At 62.9% G+C, this 16,559-nt stretch carries 13 protein-coding genes; 11 read left to right on the top strand and 2 right to left on the bottom strand.

Annotated elements, in window-relative coordinates; all coding sequences use genetic code 11:
• Positions 1–157 precede the first annotated feature (157 nt).
• The 10 genes from murB to BUB04_RS16155 all read left to right on the top strand — a co-directional run bounded on the left by murB (position 158) and on the right by BUB04_RS16155 (position 13,526).
• The gene (gene murB / locus BUB04_RS16200) at positions 158–1,072 is read left to right on the top strand and encodes a UDP-N-acetylmuramate dehydrogenase (RefSeq protein WP_073041413.1); all 915 of its coding nucleotides are present in this window, start codon (positions 158–160) and stop codon (positions 1,070–1,072) included.
• Positions 1,069–1,911, top strand: coding sequence for a cell division protein FtsQ/DivIB (locus BUB04_RS16195; protein WP_073041411.1), 843 nt, complete (start codon positions 1,069–1,071; stop codon positions 1,909–1,911). The genes murB and BUB04_RS16195 overlap by 4 nt, the downstream gene beginning before the upstream one ends.
• Positions 1,912–1,966: 55 nt before the next feature.
• Complete coding sequence (ftsA, locus tag BUB04_RS16190; RefSeq protein WP_073041408.1) at positions 1,967–3,193, top strand: cell division protein FtsA; 1,227 nt, start codon at positions 1,967–1,969, stop codon at positions 3,191–3,193.
• Between the two features lie 206 nt (positions 3,194–3,399).
• A complete protein-coding gene (gene ftsZ, locus BUB04_RS16185) occupies positions 3,400–4,593 on the top strand; it encodes a cell division protein FtsZ (RefSeq protein ID WP_073041406.1) in 1,194 nt (397 codons plus the stop codon).
• 601 nt (positions 4,594–5,194) lie between these two features.
• The gene (locus BUB04_RS16180) at positions 5,195–6,982 is read left to right on the top strand and encodes a radical SAM protein (RefSeq protein WP_073041403.1); all 1,788 of its coding nucleotides are present in this window, start codon (positions 5,195–5,197) and stop codon (positions 6,980–6,982) included.
• Between the two features lie 960 nt (positions 6,983–7,942).
• Positions 7,943–8,224: an HPr-rel-A system PqqD family peptide chaperone gene (locus BUB04_RS16175; RefSeq protein WP_178372022.1), complete on the top strand. Its 282-nt coding sequence runs from the start codon at positions 7,943–7,945 to the stop codon at positions 8,222–8,224.
• Between the two features lie 38 nt (positions 8,225–8,262).
• The gene (locus BUB04_RS16170; protein WP_073041431.1) at positions 8,263–9,126 is read left to right on the top strand and encodes an HprK-related kinase A; all 864 of its coding nucleotides are present in this window, start codon (positions 8,263–8,265) and stop codon (positions 9,124–9,126) included.
• Between the two features lie 25 nt (positions 9,127–9,151).
• Complete coding sequence (locus BUB04_RS16165; protein WP_084076581.1) at positions 9,152–10,252, top strand: nucleotidyltransferase domain-containing protein; 1,101 nt, start codon at positions 9,152–9,154, stop codon at positions 10,250–10,252.
• Between the two features lie 57 nt (positions 10,253–10,309).
• Entirely contained in the window at positions 10,310–11,284 is a 975-nt protein-coding gene (locus BUB04_RS16160; RefSeq protein WP_073041399.1) for a hypothetical protein, read from the top strand.
• A gap of 73 nt (positions 11,285–11,357) precedes the next feature.
• Positions 11,358–13,526, top strand: a complete 2,169-nt coding sequence (locus tag BUB04_RS16155; RefSeq protein WP_073041397.1) for a tetratricopeptide repeat protein — start codon at positions 11,358–11,360, stop codon at positions 13,524–13,526.
• A gap of 613 nt (positions 13,527–14,139) precedes the next feature.
• Here BUB04_RS16155 and BUB04_RS16150 read toward each other — a convergent pair.
• Both BUB04_RS16150 and BUB04_RS16140 read right to left on the bottom strand, forming a co-directional pair.
• A complete protein-coding gene (locus BUB04_RS16150; protein ID WP_073041395.1) occupies positions 14,140–14,949 on the bottom strand; it encodes an RpnC/YadD family protein in 810 nt (269 codons plus the stop codon).
• 339 nt (positions 14,950–15,288) lie between these two features.
• Positions 15,289–16,167 carry a transposase gene (locus BUB04_RS16140; RefSeq protein WP_073041391.1) on the bottom strand — a complete coding sequence of 293 codons (879 nt, stop codon included), beginning with the start codon at positions 16,165–16,167 and terminating at the stop codon, positions 15,289–15,291.
• 198 nt (positions 16,168–16,365) lie between these two features.
• Here BUB04_RS16140 and BUB04_RS16135 point away from each other — a divergent pair.
• A partial coding sequence (locus BUB04_RS16135; protein WP_143156526.1) for a helix-turn-helix domain-containing protein occupies positions 16,366–16,559 on the top strand: 194 nt, incomplete at its 3' end.

Raw genomic sequence — 16,559 nt, 5'->3', positions numbered from 1 at the left:
CAATAAGAATTGATCTCTCGAGTAGGGGCGGGTTTTATCCCCGCCTTCCGGATCGCCGCTTCACGGGAGGCTGTCCGGCAAAACGGGAACAGCTGTTTTCCTCGTAGCGCAGCCCTTTAGGGCTGCGAAGGGGCTCAGCGGGAATGGAAAAAACGGCATGACCCACTGGTACGAACTCTTCAGCGATCTTGAAGACATCACCTTCTCCTGGGACGTGCCCCTGGAGCGGTTCAACACGTTCCGGCTGAAGGGAAGGGTTCGCTGCCTGGCCGTGCCGGAAACCGCGGAGGCCCTGGCGCGGCTCCTTCGGCGCCTTCGCAAAACGTCCGTTCCGTGGGTGGTGCTGGGACGGGGAAGCAACGTGGTGATTCCTTCCGGGACATGGGAGCGGGTGCTGATTGTGCTGGATCGCTGCGCCGGGAACCTCTGGTGGGAGCGGGAAGAAGGGGGCCGAGTCCGGGTGGGGGCGGGTGCGGGTCTTCGTCTTTCGCGCCTTTTGGGGGCATGCGCCCGTTACGGCTGGTCGGGCCTGGAAGGCCTGGTGGGCATCCCGGCTTCCGTGGGCGGTGCGTTGGTCATGAACGCCGGGACCCGCCGGGGATCCCTGGCCGATGTTCTGGAAACCGTCTCCTACATGGATGCCGGCGGGGCCGTGCACCGGCGACGCTGCGAGGAACTGGAGGCGGGCTATCGGCACATGGAGCTCCCCGATCCATGCGTTGTCTTGGGTGCGGTGTTGGATCTGCGCGCGGACGATCCCGCCCGCGTGCAGGATCGCATGCGGCGGTTCCTGAAGGAACGGAAGGCCACCCAGCCGTTGGATCTTCCGTCGGCTGGCTGCATCTTCAAGAATCCTCCGGAAGCCCCGGCGGGGGCCCTGATCGACCGGGCGGGGCTCAAAGGGTTTCGGATCGGCGGGGCTCAGGTGTCTCCCGTGCATGCCAATTGGATCGTCAACTGCGGCGACGCCGCGCCGGAGGATGTGAAGGCCTTGATCCGTCATGTAAAGGCCGTGGTCCGCGAACGTTTCGGGGTGATCCTGGAAGAGGAAGTCCGGGTGCTGGAGCCGTGAAAAAGAAGGGGAACCGATACCGGAAGGATCCGAACCGCTTGGGCGGCCCCCGCCACTGGTTGCGCGTGGGCCTGTTCCTGGCGGGGATTTCGGCGCTCGTTCTGGCCGCCGGCGTGACCTTTTCCCGCGCCTACTGGGCCGTGTTCGATTCTTCCCTTCTGGCGCTTCGGGCCGTGGACGTGAAAGGTCTCGTCCGGGTGGACCGTCGGACCGTCCTGAACACTCTGGGCGTTCCCCGGGATGCCAACATGCTGCAGCTGCACCTGGATGACCTTCGACGGCGCCTGGAAGCCCTTCCCTGGGTCCGCTCCGCCGAGGTCCGGTTGGAGCCCCAGGGCAGGCTGGTGGTTTCGGTGGTGGAACGCCGGCCGACGGCCCTGGTCATGGTGGGAACTCCGCTGCTGATGGACGAAGACGGGACGCTCTTTGCCGAAGCGAAGCCTCAAGAGCACTTGGATCTGCCGTTTGTGACCCGCCTGGGGGAAGAAACGCCCCAGGTGGGCTCCCGAGTCCCCGCCCGGTTCCTGGAAGACTTTCGGGATTTCATGGAAACCTTGCGGGCCTTGGCGGACGAGGGGCATTCCCGGCTGGGGTCCCTCCGGTCGGCCGTGTCGGAAATCCGCTGGGATCCTGGGGACGGAACGACCCTGGTGCTGAACCCGAGGGGCCTCACCGTGCACCTGGGCCGGGGGGACTGCCGCAGGAAACTCTTGAGACTCGAGAGGGTGCTGGAAGCGGCTTCCCGGCACCCATCCGTTTCGGAATTGCTCGGGGTGGACTTGGACTTTCGGGACCAGGCGCGCCTGCGGGCCCGGCTGGCCGCGGCCCGGGGCATTTGAACTTCTTCGATGGCGTGGGGACCGCGCCCAACCGCACAAGGCTGAGAGGACCGCTATGGCACGAAGAGACGACCTGATTGTGGGACTGGACTTGGGGACCACCAAGGTGTGTGCCGTGGTGGGGGAGGTGACCGCCGAGGGAATCGACATCGTGGGCGTGGGCACCACTCCCTCCATGGGCATGCGCGGCGGGGTGGTGGTCAACATCGACCAGACGGTCCACGCCATTCGAAAGGCCATCGAGGAAGCGGAACGCATGGCCGGCTGCGAAATCTCGGCTGTGTACGTGGGGGTGGGCGGAACCCACATCGCCAGCCTGAACAGCCACGGCGTCATCGCCGTGAAAAGCCGGGAAGTGACGGCCATGGACGTGGACCGGGTGCTGGAGGCGGCCAAGGCCATCGCCATGCCCTTCGACCGGAGGGTGCTGCACGTGCTGCCCCAGCAGTACATCGTGGACGACCAGGAAGGCATCCTGGATCCGCTGGGCATGTCCGGGGTGCGCCTGGAGGCGAAGGTGCACATCGTGACGGGGGCCGTGAGCGCACTCCAGAACATCGTGAAGTGCTGCGAAAAGGCGGGGCTCGACGTGCTGGACGTGGTCCTGGAATCCCTGGCTTCCAGCGAATCGGTCCTGGATCCCGACGAGCGGCAGCTGGGCGTGGCCATGATCGACATGGGCGGAGGCACCACGGACCTGGTGGTCTTCCGGGAGCAGGCCATTCGGTACTCGTCGGTCATCGGCTTGGGCGGAAACCACGTGACGTCCGACATCTCGGTGGGGCTGCGCACGGCCATCGACGAGGCGGAAAAGATCAAGAAACAATACGGTTGTGCGCTCACGGACCGGGTGGATCCCCAGGAGGTGATCCAGGTGGGTTCCGTGGGAGGCCAAAAGCCGCGAGAGCTGGCCCGGTCCATCCTGGCGGAGATCATCGAAGCCCGCGTGGAGGAGATGCTCAAAGTGGCGGAACTGGAACTCATCCGTTCCGGGTACCTGGAAAACCTGCATGCGGGAGTGGTGTTGACGGGCGGCGTGTCGCTCCTTCCCGGCATTCGCGACCTGGCCGAGCGGGTCTTCGACCTGCCTGTCCGCGTGGGGGTGCCGTACCGGTTCGGCGGTCTCGGGGACGTGGTGAAAAATCCGGTCTATTCCACCGCCACGGGCCTTCTCCTCTACGGGCAGAAGCACGGGCCCCGGTTCGGCGGCGGTCGGACCATCGACGCCGGTCCGCTGGGCCGCTTCTGGCGGTACTTGAAGCGCATCCTGAAGGAGTTTTAGCGGATTGAGACCCCCACGACAGGGGGATCTACGAAACCAACGGGTGATCTCGTAGCCGGGGGGCTTCAGCCCCCCGGGAGGAAACCGCCGATGAACGCCAATGAATGTCAATAAGGTCATTTCGGTTCCGTTCGGGGCGGGCTTGGGAACCGCCCGTCGGGGCCGCACAAGGGCACACACAAGGGACGAGAAAGGGGGAGAATCACATGGAAAACATCCGAAGGAACGGTGCGCGGATCAAGGTCTTGGGGATCGGCGGAGGAGGCGGCAACGCCATCAACAACATGATCGCAGCCGGCATGGAGGGCGTGGAGTTCATCGCCGCCAACACGGACTTCCAGGTCCTGGAAAGGAACCTGGCCGCCGTCAAGATTCCCCTGGGGACCAATCTCACCAAGGGCCTGGGAGCCGGCGGCGACCCGGAGATGGGCGCCAAGGCCACCGAAGAAGACATGGAAAAGATCCGGGAAGCGGTCCAGGATGCGGACATGGTCTTTGTCACCGCGGGCCTGGGCGGCGGCACGGGCACGGGCGGAGCTCCCATTGTGGCCAAGGCCTGCAAGGAAGTGGGGGCCCTCACGGTGGCCGTGGTCACCAAGCCCTTCACCTTCGAAGGCCGGGTGCGCCAGCGCAACGCGGACCAGGGCCTGAAGGCCTTGAGCGAAGTGGTGGACACCCTCATCTCCATCCCCAACGACCGCCTCACGAGCCTGGCCGCCAAGCGCGCGACCCTTCTCGAAATGTTCCAGACGGCGGACAACGTGCTGCTCCACGCCGTCAAGGGCATCTCGGACCTCATCATGAACCCCGGTCTTATCAACGTGGATTTCGCCGACGTGAAGACGGTCATGAGCGAAATGGGCCTGGCCATGATGGGAACCGGCGTGGCCAAGGGCGAAAACCGGGCCGTGGAAGCCGCCCAGCAGGCCATCTCCAGCCCGCTCCTGGAAGACATCTCCATCCATGGAGCCCGGGCGGCGCTCATCAACATTTGCGCCGGGCCGGATCTGGGGATGTATGAGTTTGAAGAAGCGTCCACGATCATCTATAACGAAGTGGACAGCGAGGCCCAGATCATCCTGGGAACCACCATCGATCCGGAGATGGGCGACGAGCTGCGCGTGACGGTCATCGCCACCGGCATCGGGCAGCCCAAGCAGCAGGCCCAGAGGACCACCGCCCGGACCGCGCGCATGCGGCCCATGCAGCCGGTGCAGCCCGAACCCATCATCCCCGGCGTGCCGGAAACCACCGTGCTGCCCCAGGCGGCCATGGTCCGGGACGATCACCTGACGGAAGAACCTCCCCGGAGGCGAAGCTTCTTCAGAAGACTCACGGGAGGAACGACGGACGAGGAGGACTGGAACATTCCCACCTTCATCCGGCGCCAGGCCGACTGAAAAGAGGCCGTACCGACGCCCTGTGGTTCTTCCGCCCTTGTGTGCCCAAAGGACGGCCCCGGCGGACCGGGAAGAAAACCGCCTCGCACGGGGCTTGTCCGGAGGAGCCGGCTTGCCGGCGATTTCCGTCCCGGCCGGAGCCGAGTCGGGGCGGGGTTGATCCCCGCCCGCCGGACTTCCCGCCGGACTCATGAACTCCCGCCTGCGCGGGAAGGACGGTGGGGGGAGTTCTCGGACAAGCTCCGAGGAGCTTGTCCGACAATGGCTCTCCGGCTCAAGATGCTGGGGACCTGGGATCCCTTCGTAGCCGCGGGGCTTCAGCCCCGCGGGAGACGGCCATCGCAACCCCATGAAGTGACGGCAATAGCCGATGGCCCATCCGACGCCCGGCAGTCTTCCGCAGCCCTAAAGGGCTACGCTACGAGAAAAGCGGTCATCCCCAGCGTTCTCGGGCAAGCTCCCAGGTCGTAGGGTCGAAAAATCTTTCGCCCCCACCGGACCTCGGTAACAACGCCTGCGCCGGTTCCTCTCCTCTGCTGCACTGGCGGTCCGGTGAAGGCCGGTCGGGATCGGCGCCGGGTTCGTCCGGGTGGAGAATCGCATGAGCTGGAAGCAGACCAGCCGCCACCAGTCGAGAATGGCGGAAGAAAAGGCCCTGGTTCCGGTCAATCCGGGCGGACGGATCCGGATCGCCCTGGCCTTTCCCAACACCTACCGCCTGGGGATGTCCAACCTGGGCTTTCAGGTGGTCTACCGGCTGCTGAACACCGCCCCGGACGTCTCCTGCGAACGGTTCTTCCATCCCGACCCCGATCTTCTGCCCGCCTTCCGTTCCGGCCGGGAACGTCTCATCTCTGTGGAATCGGGCCGCCCCGCCGGGGATTTCCACCTTCTGGCCTTTTCCGTTCCTTTCGAAAACGACTATCCCAACATCCTGGAAATGATCCGCTTTGCCGGGCTTCCCGTGCGGGCGTCGGATCGCGGCCAAGGCGATCCCCTGGTGGCCGTGGGCGGCGTGGCGGCCTTCCTCAACCCCGAACCCCTGGCGCCCTTCGCGGACCTGGTCTTCGTGGGGGAAGCCGAGGGGATCCTTCCGGCCTTCGTGGAAAAGTGGCGGGACCTTTTGGAACGGCCGGGCATGTCCAGGGAAGATCTCCTGGAGGCGCTGGCTTCGGACGTTCCCGGGATCTACGTGCCGCGTTTCTACGAGCCCCGGTTCGGTCCGGACGGACTGCTGGTAGGATTCCGTAGGAAAAAGGGAAGCCTTCCCAAGAGGATCCGGGCGGCCCGGGCGCCGAGCCTGGACGATTCCCCCGGCCAGTCGGTCTTCGTCTGCCGGGAGACGGAATTTTCGGAAACGGCCCTGGTGGAGATCGGGCGGGGCTGCGGCCGCGGCTGCCGGTTTTGCGCGGCGGGCTTCATCTACCGGCCGCCCCGGTTCCGGTCGGCCGAATCGGTTTTGGCCGCGGTCCGGTCGTGGCGGGACCACACGGGCCGGGTGGGGCTGGTGAGCGCGGCCGTGGCGGATCATCCGGACGTGGAACGCCTCTGCCGGGATCTTCTCGACGAAGGTTTTCAACTCACCTTTTCGTCCCTTCGGGCCGACCGGGTGTCTCCGGAGATCCTGAAAAGCGCCGGGGAAAGCGCCCTGAAAGCGGTGGCCATCGCCCCGGAAGCGGGATCGGAACGGCTCCGGCGGGTCATCAACAAGGATCTTACGGAGGCGGAGATCCTGGAAGCCGCCGAACGGCTCACCCAGTGCGGCATCCTGCACCTCAAGCTTTATTTCATGATCGGGCTTCCAACGGAAACCCGGGACGATCTGGAAGCCGTGGTGGCCCTGGTAAAAAGGATCAAGCACCACGTGCTGGAACGAAGCCGGGGGAAGAAGCGGATCGGAACCATCACCGTGAGCATCCATTCCTTCGTGCCCAAGCCCTTCACGCCGTTTCAGTGGGTTCCGTTCGCGGGGGTGGGGCCGCTCAAGGAAAAGGCCGGCTGGATCCGAAAGGCCCTGGGCAAGGTGGCCAACGTGCGGGTCCACTTCGATCTTCCCAAGTGGGCCTACGTGCAGGCGCTCCTGGCCCGAGGCGACCGGCGCGTGGCGGACATGCTGGAAAAGGTGGCTTTGGAGGGGATGAGCTGGACCCAGGTTTTCAAGAAATCGCCCCACAACCCCGACTTCTGGGTCCTACGGGAGCGCGAGCCCGACGAAAGATTCCCGTGGGAAGTCCTGGACCACGGGATCAAGCGAAGCCATCTCTGGGAAGAGTATCAAAAGGCCCTGGAAGAACGCCCCACGGACGCCTGCGACACCACAACCCGCTGCACCCGCTGCGGCGCCTGCGCCCGCACCCGGCCCGGGGGCTTGGACACTCACGGGGCCTAGGAGCCGGTCCGAGAATGGCCGATTTGCGCCCTTCAACGCCCATTCGTCATCCCAGCGAAGCTCGTCCCCGGCTTGAACGGGGAGCGGGGATCCAGAATATCCAGTAAGTTATGGACTCCCGCTTGCGCGGGAGTGACGGGTGGGGGAGTTCTCGGACACGCTCCCAATATCTTATCTGAAAACGCCACGGATGACCGCTTTTCTCGTAGCGCAGCCCTTCAGGGCTGCGGAGGATCATCGAACATCGGATGGGTCATCGGAATTGCCTGCCACTTCATTGGGTTATGATGGGGCCTTTCTGCGGGGCTGAAGACCTGCGGCTACGAAAGAAGATGGATCCTTTGTCGGTTGTAAGCAAACCTGTTCGCGGATAAGCCCCCAGAGTGCAACGTTCCGGAGTAGCCGCAAGTATGTGCAAAGATTTTCATCCACTTGTGCAACGGACTGGCGCAGGTGAGGTATTTTCTTGCACATGCCGGGGAGCCGGTAAAGCCGATTCGAGATGCAAAGTAAGGAGGATCAAGAAGTTAAGGGATTTCCTTGTTGTCGACCGCAGTGGTATGAAGTTTGCTTAAACTAATAGGGGAGCCGGAACCAGTGAGGCGGACGTGTGCAGTCGGCGGGGAGCGGAGACGGCAAATGCCCGAAAAGAAAAATCGGCCGGAAGGAACCACCCGGATGCAGAGACCTGAAGAACCATGTGGAAACCGGACGCAACCTGCGTCGCCTTGCGATGAAAGCCGCCGCACCTTGATCCGCGGATCCGTTCTGGTGGGCGTCCCGTTGTTGCTCACGTTCAAGAGCCGGACCGTACTGGGTTGCGGAAACGACGCGTCGGGGAACCTTTCCGGCGCTTCAGGCGGAGATACGAGCAAGACGACTACGACGACCACGACATATCCGAAGAAATCTTTCTGGTGCCGGTGGTTCCCCAGATGGTGCAAGTAGTTTTCGATGCGGATGGAAAACGGAAAGTGGCGCCTGAAGAAAGTCAAAACGAATCGATATGACTGGGACCAGACGGTCTTGTTTCACGAGCTTTCAGGTGATACCCATATCCTGAGTCCCATCGCTGAGGCTGTTCTGGATTTTCTGGAAAACGGGCCTGCAGCGGCGCCGGAAATCATCGACCGGATATGCAACCAGCTCGATCTAGAGAGGACGAAGGATCTGGAAGATCAGCTCATGGCGCTGCTTCGAGATATGGACGAATCGGGCCTCATCGAGCGCACGTTCCCGTGACGGTGGGTGATCATCCATTGGAACGCTTGGCCTTCCTCATGGCAAGAGGAAGGTTTTTTTGTGATGTGGGGCCCTTTCGGATTCATCTGCAGACCTCCATTCCCGCCATCGCCCGCTTCTTTCGAACCCACTATGAAGCCTTTCCCCTTAACGAGGAGGCGTCCCTTGCCGACTTTCACATTCGGATCGAACGCCCCCGGAATCTTCGCCGCTGGATCCGACCGCAGCTCCTGTTCTTCCTGGACGACCACCGCCCCTTCCATCCCTATCCTCACCAAATGGCCGTGCCCCTGTTCGAATGGGGCCTCAACTGGTGCATCGCCGGCCACGCGCACTGGGCGCTCCTGATCCACGCCGCGGTCGTGGAAAGGCGCGGCAAAGCCTGTCTGCTTATCGGCAAGCCGGAATCGGGAAAGAGCACGCTCTGCGCACTTCTCATGGATCGGGGATGGCGCCTTCTCTCCGACGAATTCGCCATCGTGGATCCAGGCTCCGGCGCTCTGTTGCCGATCCCCCGGCCGGTCTCGCTCAAGGGGCGTTCCATCCAGGTGGTACGCACCCTGGCCCCCCGACTGTCCGTGGGCGGCTTTTGCCGCAATCCGGCACTGGACGAAGAGATGGCCTACGTGGTCCCGCCGCCGGATGCGGTGCGGCGCATGCACGAACCGGCGGAACCGGGCGTCCTCGTCTTTCCCCGCTTTCAATCGAGCAGGGAATTGGAGGCGGCCCCGGTTCCCCCGAGCCGGGCCGTCTACGCCTTGGCGGAAAACTCCTTCAACTACAACATCCTGGGACCGGAAGGGTTCCGACTTCTGGGCCTCCTCGCGGACAAGTGCCGTGCCCTCGAGCTATCGTACGGAGAGGGAACCGAGGTCCTGGATTGGTTCGACACGATCTTCTAAAGCATTGGGATCTTACGGATACAGCATGGAATGCGACGCGTTTTGGAAAGAGATGACGGTGGAGACCCTCCTGGTGGCCCTGAGCTCGCCCAGGGTGATCCGGTCCTTCGGAGAAGGGGAGTGGGACAGGATACTCCGTGTCGCCCGCCGCAACAATCTTCTGGGACGCCTGGCCTGCCTGACGGAAGAGGAGGGGCTGGCGGGCGGCTTGTCCGATCGGGTCCGCCGGCATCTCTCTGCGGCCGTTCGCCTTGCCGACGCGCACCGCCGGGCCGTCCTCTGGGAACTGGACCGGATCCGCTGGGCCCTTCGGGATGTGAGCGGGCCCGTCGTTCTTCTCAAGGGGGCCGCTTACGTGGCGGAAGAATTGGACGTTGCGCGCGGCCGCCTTTCCGCGGATGTGGACATTCTGGTCCGGCGCGGGGATTTGCCCGCCGTGGAACGGGCCCTCCTGGAAAAGGGGTGGGAGCCCGTCAAGGACTCCGCTTACGATCAGGGCTACTATAGAAACTGGATGCACGAACTCCCTCCGCTTCGCCACAGGGACCGGGGAAGCGTGGTGGATGTGCACCACAACATTCTGCCCCTTACCGGGCGGATCCGGATCGACAGCGACCTTTTTTTCCAATCGGCCCGAAGATCGAAACTGGAAGGCTATCATGTGTTGAGCATGGTGGATATAGTGCTCCACAGCGTGGTGCATCTCTTCCAGGACGGCGTGGTGACGGGATCCCTGAGGGACGTGGTGGATCTGGACGCCCTGCTGAGGCTGTGGAGTCCCGGTGACTCCTTCTGGAAGGAACTTCCGGTCCGGGCCGGCCGGCTGGGTGTGATGCGCCCCCTTGCCTATGCCTTGCATGTGGTTCAGCGGGTCATGGGAACGCCGGTCCCGCGGCCGGTGCTGGACGTGGTGGAAAGGGAGTCGGGAGCCGGGGCCGTGGTGCGTCGGTTTATGGTGGAGGCCATGGAAAGGGCGCTGATGTCGGGCGATCTGTGCGGAGTCGGTCCTCTGGCGGTCCTGTCCCAGAGGTTTCTTTTTCTACGGTCCCACTGGCTTCGTATGCCTCCTCTGCTTCTTGTCCGTCATGCTCTCTCCAAGGGCGCACGGGGCCTTCGGAGACCATAGGTTTCATGCTGTTGTATAACGGAATCGTTCACCCGAAGTGTGAGGGAGCCCGATTCGATGAGAACCTGCCGGCGGGCGGTTTCTTGCAAAAGACGATGCGTGGATCTTCGGGATCTGTGGCTTTTCCTCCTGCTCCTGGGTGGGACGGCGGGTTGGATCTTGGCCGCGCGACCCGCTCTTTCGTCCTACATCGAAACGGACCTTCGCATGCCCGGAACCTTTCCGGTGGATCGTCATTACGTGCCCCTTTCGGAAGCCCGAGGGGAATGGGTCTTGTACGACCTGGTGAATCAGCCCGGGGAAGCCAATGAAGGCCGCCCCCTCATCTGCCCCGCAAATCCCCGTTTTGTCCCCTTGGTTCGGATCCCTCTCGCCAAGCCGATCAAGGTCATGATCGTCAAGGAAACGTCTCTGGACGCTCGGTTGGCGAACCTTCTCTATGCCAATCTGGAACTCAAGAAGATCCTGCTCGACTATGGAAAGATCCAGGCCAAGGCCCGGGAACTGGAGGCCCTGGCCCGGCGGGAACTGGCGGAAACCGCCTCCTACGAGGATCTTACGAAGAGGCGCTCCGATGGGGCGGATCAAAAGGAGGGGCGCCGGAGCGAAACGGGACCGACGGCCGATGCGGGAGCTCTGGATGGACGAAAGCGCCATGCAGCGGCGGCCGCCGTGGGCGATGGGAAAGACCGTGCCGGCGAGGTGGGGCGGCTGGCGAGGATCGCCCGCCCCCTGGTCGCCTTGGCTGAGGAGGAGAAGTCTCGAGGAGATCCGCTGGCTTCCGACCGTGCAACTTTTGCCGCCCTGGATACCCGGATTCTTCTGGAACAGGAACAGGAGAAACTGGAAAAGGGCGAGGCGGCCATCCGCCCGGGAACGATTTCTCCTTCCAGGGCGCAGCAACTGCCGTGGATCTTTCGTTGGGTGTTCCATGTGCTGCGGTTTATCGTTTCCCACAAGTTCGAGATCGCGCTGGGCGTGATCGCGACGCTGGCCGTGGGGATGCTCGCGGCTGTTTTCAGGCCCCGCTGAAGGGACGCGAAAACCCGCGGAATGGGCGCACCTGAAAACGGGTGAGATCGCCCATTCTCGGAAAGGGAACCGAGTGAGACCACACAAGACCTTTTTCGTGCTTCGTGCGCTCCTCGTCGCGGTCTTGCTGGGAGGATGCACGCTGGATCCCCAGGCCCGGTACGCGCGTCTGGCGGAAAGGGCCGAGCACTTGGAGGCTCAGGGGGATTACGGGGAGGCGCTCCGGCTCTGGAGAAAGGCCGTCTCCGTGCGCAAGGATCCCGATGGATATGTGCGCATGGCCCGAGTGCTTCTCAAACTGGCTGACACGGAAAAAGCCCGCGAGGCGCTGCTGCGGGCCGTGGAATTGGCCCCCAGGGACGCGGAGCCGTGGCGGCTCTTGTGCCGAATCGAGATCGCTCGGGGAGACCTGGCCGCGGCCTGGCGGGCGTTGGAGGTCCTTGCGCAGGGAAGGGCGGATCCGTCTTTCCAGGACCTCCTCGGAGACTACTGGTTGGCCCTGGGGAGGGTGCAGGATGCGTTGAAAGCCTATGAAACGGCGCTCGAAAGCGAACCGGGCGATGCCGAAACGGCCCTGAAGCTCGCCGGCTGCTATGCGGCGCTGGGCCGGCCGGAGGAGGGCGACGGCCTGGTGGAGCGTTATCGAAATAGGTTTTCGTCCCAGCCCGATCTTCTCCTTTTTCTGGCGGGATATTGGCGCGTCCGGGGGTTTCCCGAAAGGGGGGCGGCGGTCATGGAAGATCTGGTGGCCAGGTTTCCCGACAATCCTGCCTATCAAAAGGAGTACGCCGAGTTTTTCCATTCCCTGGGTCGATGGGATCGGGCGGAAGAGATGCTTCGCCGGATTCTGGAAGCCGCTCCGGGCAATCGGGACGCGCGAAAGATGCTGGCGGAGGTGCTCATGAGCCGCGGGCTGCTGGACGAGGCGGCCGGGGAGCTGGCGCTTCTGGAAGACGGTGGGGCCCATGATCTGGAACGGTTGCTTCTCAAGGGGAAGCTTCATCTTCTCCGGGGAGAGGCGACGCCCGCCATCGCCGCCTTTGAAACGGCCGTGGACTGGGAGCCCAATCTGCCCATGGCCCATTACTTGCTGGGAATCGCCTATCTTACGGCCAATCACACCCACCTGGCGGTTCGGCACTTCATGCAGGCCCTGATCCTGGATGTTCACCAGGTGGATTCGGAGACGCTCCTGGCCGCCGTGTACTATCGCCTGGAGGAACTGGAGAAGGCCGAGGCGCACCTGCTGAGGCTCGTGGAACGGGTGCCGGAAAGCGTTCAGGTGCGGCTCCTCTTGGGCGCCGTTTACCTGGGAAAGGGAGACCTGGCGGGGGCCATGGAGGAGTTTCACATCGCGGAGCTCCTTGCGCCCGAGGATCCCGCCCCTCGTTTCATGAAGGCGCTGGTTTTGGAGAAAGCGGGGGAAAAAGATCTGGCCGGGGAGCAGATGGAAGGCCTCCTGGCGAAATACCCCGACAAGGCCGATGCGTGGCTCTTCTACCGCAGGCTGGCCGCCTCTCCGGAAGCGAATGGCGGGGAAGGGGTTCTGGCGGATCTCAGAAGATCGCGGCCCCGCGATCCCTTCTTGTCCTTCGCGGCCGGAGAGTGGACGAAAGATGGCTCATCCGACCTTCCCCGGCTCTTTTCCGCATGCCTCGAAGCCCTGACGGACAAGACGGGCGGGGCCGGAGATGCGTCGGAAGGAAGAAGAGAGACCCTTCAGCGGTGCATTCAATGGTTTCCCCGGGAAACCCTCCTCTATCGGGCCTTGGCGGATCTGAACCTTCGGGAGGGTCGGGAACGGGAGGCCCTGGAGACCCTGGAAGAGGCCATCAAGCGGAATCCCCACGCCCCCGATCTTGCCAACAACCTGGCCTGGCTTCTCTTGGAGAGGGGCGGCAATGCGGACAAGGCCCTGGCGCTGGCCCAGGCGGCCTACGAGGGCCGCCCCGACGATCCTCGGGTCATGGATACGCTGGCCTGGGCCTACCACCAAAAGACCCTGCACGCCCGGGCGCTCTGGCTCCTGACGGAAGCCCAGGAAAAAGAACCTCGGGACCCCATGATTCTCTACCACCTGGGCATGGTCTATGCGGCCATGGGCGATGCTGATTCCGCCCGCCGCCTTCTCCGGGAAGCCCTCCAGGCTGGTCTTTCCAACCCCCACCGCCTGGAAGCCGAAGCGACGCTCTCCGGCCTTGAAGATCCGTTCCCGCCGGACATGGCGGCCCGTGAGAAATGAAACCGCCGTTGGGTGTGTCTACGGATAGACAATAGCTTCGGTTCTCAGGGATGGCAATGGAACGGGACTTTCCGGGTTTCCATAAGAGCCCGATGGGCCGGCAAAAATCCTATCAAAACCGGCCATCGGTTTTCGTCGTTGCGCAACCCTCCGGGGCTGGGCTGCGTGAGAAAAGGTCCTTTCGGTGTTTCTGGACAGGCTAGGAGGCTGCCCGACAACGGCGGATTTGCGCCGTTCAGTGGCCCTTCGTCATCCCCGCGAAAGCGGGGATCCAGGATTTCCGGCAACTTATGGACTCCCGCTTGCGCGGGAGTGACGGTTGGCGGAGTTCTCGGACAGGCTCCTAGGAGAAGAGGAGGGGGGAACCCTCAAGGATTGAACCGCACCAAGCCCACGAGGAGGGCGATGGCGGAAAAACCGATTCCGATCATCCACTGGAGGAAAGACAGGCGCTTATCCAAGGCCTCGAAGCGCCTGTCCGCGGCTCCAAAACGGGCCGCCTCGATTTCCCTGAAGGTCTTGAGCTCCTACTCCACCCGGACCATCCGCTCCATGAGGGACAATTCGCGGCTTCGCCGCTCACTTTCTCCCACGAAAGGCTCCGTCGGTGGACCTAATCGAGAAATCGTTCCAATGCTTCTTGGAATTCATGAAGAGATTCGGCTCGAAGTGCCTTTCTGAACAGAAGTTTCAGTTCATGGGGATCTTCCAACTTGCGGAGGTCATGGCGAAGGTTCCTGGGCACTTCTTCAAATCGCTCATCCAAGGTTTCCAGGATGAGTTCCCTTAATGCATTGAGAGTTCCCTTCTCAATTCCCTGCTGGATTCCCTGTTGAACTCCGGACCGCAGCCCTTCCTCGTAGCCTTCCTTTTTGATCAATTCGTAGGCATAGGATTCCATCATGATGTCCCTCCTGCGCTCGAGCAGTTTGCGGGGCAGGTCCTTGTCCAAGAGCCCCGTTAGGGGCGCCATGCCGGTCAATAGATCCGCCTTGTCGCTTCGCCCCAAGCCCGAGCCGTAAATGGCCTCCTCGGCCATCTGGAAAACATCGGGCCCTCCCCGCATGAGGCCCACGAAGGGCATGAGGCAGGGATTTCCACGGTCCACCACCTCGCGGGCGTCCATGGCGGCCAGGGAAACCACCCGGAACCGATACCGGATGCCGCCGTCTTCAAAGTATTCCACCACGCTCCCGCTGGGCGTAAGAAGCATTACCACCGGCAGGACCGATAGTCCCGTCTTGAGGTGGTGGCGCACATCGTATTCCAGGAGCCGAAGCGGCACCTGCGGCTCCCACCGGCTCTGCACTTCCAGCAAAACGATAAAGACCCGCCCGTCGCTAGCCCGCACGCGGATGGGAAAGTCGCTCCGCCGGACCGAAGCCGTCTCCTGGGGAAGTTCCAGAATCTCCGATTCTTCCACCTCCAGGCCCAGAAAGTACTCCAGCGCCGCTAAGAAAATATCACGCCACGTCTCAAAGGCAAACGGCAGCCTTTTGCAGGATGGTCTTCATCCATTCGCGTTCATCGGCGCCCCGCCTCCTGCCTGGTCGCGGTGCTCCGCCCCGCCATCGGTTCCCCCGAGGCTCCAGATCGCTTCGATACGATGCCTCAGACCCCCTCGCCGCATCGCGTCCCGCTCTGCCACCACGTCATTCCCGCGAAAGCTGGAACCCATCCCAGCCCGCGCCTCTACAGCAAACACCCATTCGCGTCTATTCGCGTCCATTCGCGGTTCTCTTTCGTGTCAAACCAGACCCCGTCACACCGCCTCCGTCAACCGCCGAAGCGAAAAGACCCCCTCCACCCCCGCGGTCCGGTGGGCCCGCCGCTCCTTCTTGTGAATGCACTGGGAAAACCGCTCGTAGGCGTCCAACACAAACCCCTTGGACCCCAGGACTAGGCCGTCCGTAAAGAACCGCACCTTGTGCCGCCACAGGCTCACCGGCTTCTCGGTGTCCCTTGGAATGCGCCCCTTCTCCCTTCCCTTGGAATCCACCCGGCCTCCCTTTCCCACCTCGTACACCATGGCAAGATAGGCCCGCACATCCCGGGTTTCCATCCCGTCCCAGCTCAAAAATTCTCCCTTTCCCGCCAGCCGGAAGGAAAGGCTGCTCCATCGGTACTCCTCGGGGCGCTCCGCGATCCGGGCCCGCACCGGGTTGAGTTCGATGTAGGCAAGGCATTGCGCCAGGGCCGCTCCGCTTTCCAGAAGGACGCTCTTGAACCGATCTCCCCAAAAGTAGCCCCTTCGCCGGTTTTTCCGGTTGTACCACCGGGAAAACTCCAGCTTCACCGACCGGACGAATTCCGAAAGGTCGCAGAGCTTTTCCCGAAGGGCCGCCAGGTCCTTCAGCCTCACCACGTCCGGAGAGAGGCCGTAGTGGGAGCTCACCCGCTCCACGATCTCGGCGTCGGTCACCTCCGCACATCGGCGGGTTTTCACCACCAGGTGAAAATGGTTGCTCATGAGGCAAAACCCGAGGATCTCCACGAAATAAAGCCGCCCGTAGGTGCGAATCACCTGCAGCAGCCTCTCCTTTTCCACGTCCCCCAAATAAAACTCCCCGCCCACGGTGCGGGACACCACGTGGTAGTAAGCCTCTTCGCCGGAAGCCTTCATGCGCAGGGTGCGTGCCATGGACCGTCCTCCTTTCCTTGGTGTTGGCGGGTGAATTGGCGGATGGTTCGGTTTGGTGTTAATGGCCAACTAAAATGACCCACCTACGGCCATCAAAAATGACCCACCTTGAGGATGCATTGGCGATGATTTGGCCGTACAACCCCATCTCTGAAAAATCAAAAAGGAGGTGGGAGGCAGACTTTGAAGGAGTGGGTCGTGATTCATAAGATCAAGGCGCTTTACGATGAAGGCAACGGCCTGAAGATTCGGGCCATCGCACGCCAGCTGGGCCTATCCCGCAACACGGTCAGGAAATATCTGCGCATGGATGAGGCGGCCATTGAGGTGAAGCAAAGCCACCGGGAACGGCGCAAGCAACTGGACGCCTATCGAGATTATATTGTGACCTT

It is taken from the genome of Desulfacinum infernum DSM 9756 (assembly GCF_900129305.1).
In the GTDB taxonomy this organism is placed as follows: domain Bacteria; phylum Desulfobacterota; class Syntrophobacteria; order Syntrophobacterales; family DSM-9756; genus Desulfacinum; species Desulfacinum infernum.
This window is presented reverse-complemented; position numbering and strand designations above follow the sequence as displayed.